The sequence below is a fragment of the Streptococcus hyointestinalis genome (assembly GCF_011039275.1).
GTDB classification, from domain to species: Bacteria; Bacillota; Bacilli; order Lactobacillales; family Streptococcaceae; genus Streptococcus; species Streptococcus hyointestinalis_A.
This window is the reverse complement of the sequence record NZ_JAAKGB010000004.1, coordinates 1-3,516: the sequence shown is the minus strand read 5'-3', so window position 1 is coordinate 3,516 and position 3,516 is coordinate 1. Positions and strand designations below refer to the sequence as shown.

General features: G+C 37.1%; 4 protein-coding genes. All 4 read left to right on the top strand.

The window, feature by feature from the left end; translation table 11 throughout:
• On the top strand, positions 1-996 hold a 996-nt coding region (locus G5B60_RS11260), incomplete at its 5' end, for a plasmid recombination protein (RefSeq protein WP_164684308.1).
• A gap of 982 nt (positions 997-1,978) precedes the next feature.
• Positions 1,979-2,128: a CopG family transcriptional regulator gene (locus G5B60_RS11255; RefSeq protein WP_164684307.1), complete on the top strand. Its 150-nt coding sequence runs from the start codon at positions 1,979-1,981 to the stop codon at positions 2,126-2,128.
• A gap of 59 nt (positions 2,129-2,187) precedes the next feature.
• On the top strand, positions 2,188-2,820 hold the full coding sequence (locus tag G5B60_RS11250; protein WP_164684306.1) for a replication protein: 633 nt from the start codon (positions 2,188-2,190) through the stop codon (positions 2,818-2,820).
• Positions 2,821-3,122: 302 nt separating this feature from the next.
• The gene (locus tag G5B60_RS11245) at positions 3,123-3,419 is read left to right on the top strand and encodes a hypothetical protein (protein WP_164684305.1); all 297 of its coding nucleotides are present in this window, start codon (positions 3,123-3,125) and stop codon (positions 3,417-3,419) included.
• The last annotated feature ends 97 nt before the right edge of the window (positions 3,420-3,516 follow it).

Genomic DNA, 3,516 nt, shown 5'->3' with positions numbered 1-3,516 from the left:
AGATACATGAATGCTCATGGTTTTGAGTTGTTGCGTGGTCAGTTAGGGAGTGAGCGAAAGCATTTAAGCGTAGCTGATTATAAAGCTAAAATTGGCGAAGAAACTCTTAACCAAGAATTGTTAAAATTGGGGGCTCCTCAATATTGGCATAAGGAAGAGGATAGACCTGCAACTGAGGAAGAGGTTGCGGGGTATGAAAGTATAGCTTCACTCTTCTCTGAAGAAGATTTTAAAATTCGTAACGCAACGTTGGAAGAGCGCTTTAAATGGCTGGATAGTCATAGAAGTGGCTTAAAAGACGATTTGAGCCGTTTAGAAGAGTTGCTTGATAAAAAGACCAAGGAATATATTAAAATCGATTCTGAGGCCTCTGAGAGGCTTTCAGAGCTATCTGAATTGAAATCTAAGAGAAAAGCTCAAGAGGAAAAAATAAGTGGCTTAGAAAGTAAATCAGAGCATTTAAGCGAGACAATTATAAAACTAGAAAGGGCGCATAGGGAAGAAACGCAAAATTTGCTTAAACAAAGTCATTACCTGAAAGGCATATCGTTTCAAGATTTGGATAGACGGGAAGAAGCACAAGAATTGTATGAAGAATTGTCATTAGCTAAGCCAAAACGCTTTGGGGACGGTTTTGTTTTTACAAATGCGTTTGTCGACCGTTTAAAAAAATTTGTGTTTGATGTTACTGAAAAGCTAGAACAAGCTGTTAATCAAAATGAGTTTTTAAGGCGGTCACTAAAAGGGATGACGGAAACTAACAAACGAGTTGAAGCTAGATTAGCAGAGAAGGAATATGAGAGCCAGCGGCTGCTAAATGAAAATCGATTTTTGAGACAGGAAAATAAGGAGTTAAAACGCTCTAAGGCTCTTCTAGATGATATTCAAGAAGTTATTACAGAGAAAGAGGTCAATAGCTTAAATCAACGCTTAGAGGAACTTAGACGTTCTAAACGACGAGATGAGCCTAAGCGTTCCAAAGGGCGCAGTATCTAAGCGATTTATGCCGTGAAAGCTATTTGACAATAAGCAGTGACAGAGTACGCTAGGACGTGCCGAGCCGAAAGGCTTTAGCGTTTCGGACGGACACGGACAAAGGACGGTAGTCACTGGTTACTTGTTGTCAAATAGACCATGGAATAAAAAGCGTCAAAAGGCTTAATCTATGGTACCCTATGGTGGGGTATTCGCCTTTTGACTTTTTTGATATAATAAATTGTCGCAACTTTGCTGAACGCTAAGACGAACTTAGTCAGGAGGTGAAGTCTTATGCGTATGTTTACCGAACTTATCCTTATCCCCCTGATAGTCAACGTACTATCTGAGGTAATTGCTGAATGGCTAGTCAGCAAGGCTAAGGATAAACGCGACAAATTAAATAAATAGCCTGAGCACCTTGAGCAAGTGCAAAAAGAAACACCCTTGGTGGCTCCTTGGGTGTTTTTCTTATGCGCTTAATTTTACCGAACTTTTAAGCAATATAATTATACCACGGGTTGAGAAATTCTGTCAAAATTATGCTATAATATCTCTGAGGCACCTCAGCGATACGGTCGGTGGTGTGAAGCTCATTTTTAAGGGCGGACGGAAACGCGAGCCAAAAAGGGCATATTATTATGTCGGGTGCCGGACTGCCTTCAGCTTTGGGCTGTAAAGAACCGGAATTTGTTCAAAAATGAGATTAACCTCTGACCCTCAGGGGTCTTTTTTTTGTGTCTTAGGGGAAATATTGTGGGGATTTTTTCGGAGAAAAAATCTAAAATCTGGGGGGGCTACTACGACCCCCCCTATAGTGCCGAGTGCCAAAATAGGGTGAAAATTGGGTTAAGCCTTAGAGCGCCAAGGTTTTAAGAAGTGTAAAATCTTGGCGAGTTTTCGGCGAGTTTTTAGCGTAATTTTTGGTAAAGCGTATTTTTTGTTGACATTAAGATGATTAAGTGCTACACTTTTTTGTGTTATCAAACAAGGAGAAAAAAGAATGGCGACACAAAAAAAGAGAGTGACAATCAGTTTGTCGGATGAACGATATGCTGAGTTTGAAAAACTGGTTAAAGAATCAGGATTAACAAAGTCAACGTTAGTGACAAGTTGGATTTTGAAAGAAATTGAGAAAGGACAAGAAAAATAAAAAAAGCCGTGCTGGCAGGCACTGGCTAAGCAAAATATTTCTTGGGTAAATTATAACTTATGGCTAAAGAAAAAGCAAGATACTTCACTTTTTTACTCTATCCTGAATCAATTCCTGAAGATTGGGAATTGAAACTTGAAACACTTGGAGTGCCGATTGCAATAAGTCCACTTCATGATAAAGATAAGAGCGATATTGAAGGTCAGCAATATAAAAAACCTCACTATCATGTAATTTATATTGCTAAGAATCCAGTTACTGCAGATAGTGTACGCTGGAAAATTAAGAAATTACTTGGAGAAAAAAGTTTGGCAATGGTTCAAATTGCTTTAAGCGTTGAAAATACATACTTGTATTTGACTCATGAAAGCAAAGATGCTATTGCTAAGAAGAAACATGTTTATGATAAGGCTGATATAAAGCTAATCAATAATTTTGATATTGACCGTTATGTGACGTTAGATGTCGAGGAAAAGACCGAACTTTTCAATGTGGTTGTATCGCTTATTCGTGCGTACACTCTCCAAAATATTTTTGATTTGTATGATTTCATTGACGAAAATGGAGAAACTTATGGGTTGACTATAAATTTGGTTAACGAAGTTATTGCAGGGAAAACTGGTTTTATGAAGTTGCTATTTGATGGTGCTTATCAACGTAGTAAGCGTGGAACAAATAGCAAAGAGAAATAAAGAATGACCTTTGTGAAAACTGGAGAAGATGAGACTGCAGAAAGTATAGCTTGTGAGATTGTATTAAATATAAAAAAGGTGCTTAGAAGAGAACCTTTTTTATATTTATCTTTGTAACTTTCATTATATCATAAAAACGCTTACAAAGATAGACTTGTTTTTTTGTTTTTATGTAGTATGCTTAAGTTAGATAACTACAGTGGAAAGTAAAAAGTCGGAAACTATATTTTGTAATTATCTATATTTGTGGTAATCGTAGGTGCTTTGTTTGTGAAAAAAAGTTTATTTAAGGAGTGCTGCTTATGATGAAAGCAATTAAAAGACAATTCTCAATGATTTTGATTGTCTTGTCTTTGGTAACTACAGTAGGGGTTGCGTATGGACAAAAGGCACATGCAGATTATTATTCTCCTTGGTTGGCGATTTCAGTTAGTGGTGTTAAGCAGAAAAAAATTTTATATAATGGTACTAAGACTCTAATTCAGTTATATCAAGAAGTACGATATAGAAGAACTTACGTAGATAAAGGTGGACGGACAAAATACCAATATAAAACAGAAATTAGAAATTTGGGATTAAAATCTCCATATGCTCCCTAAGATATGAAACTTTGTTGTTAGATTCGGATAACCAGCACCCTCCAAAAAGGGTGCTTTTTTGTCGGACAATAGCGAAGCGGTCCGACTAGTCATTTTG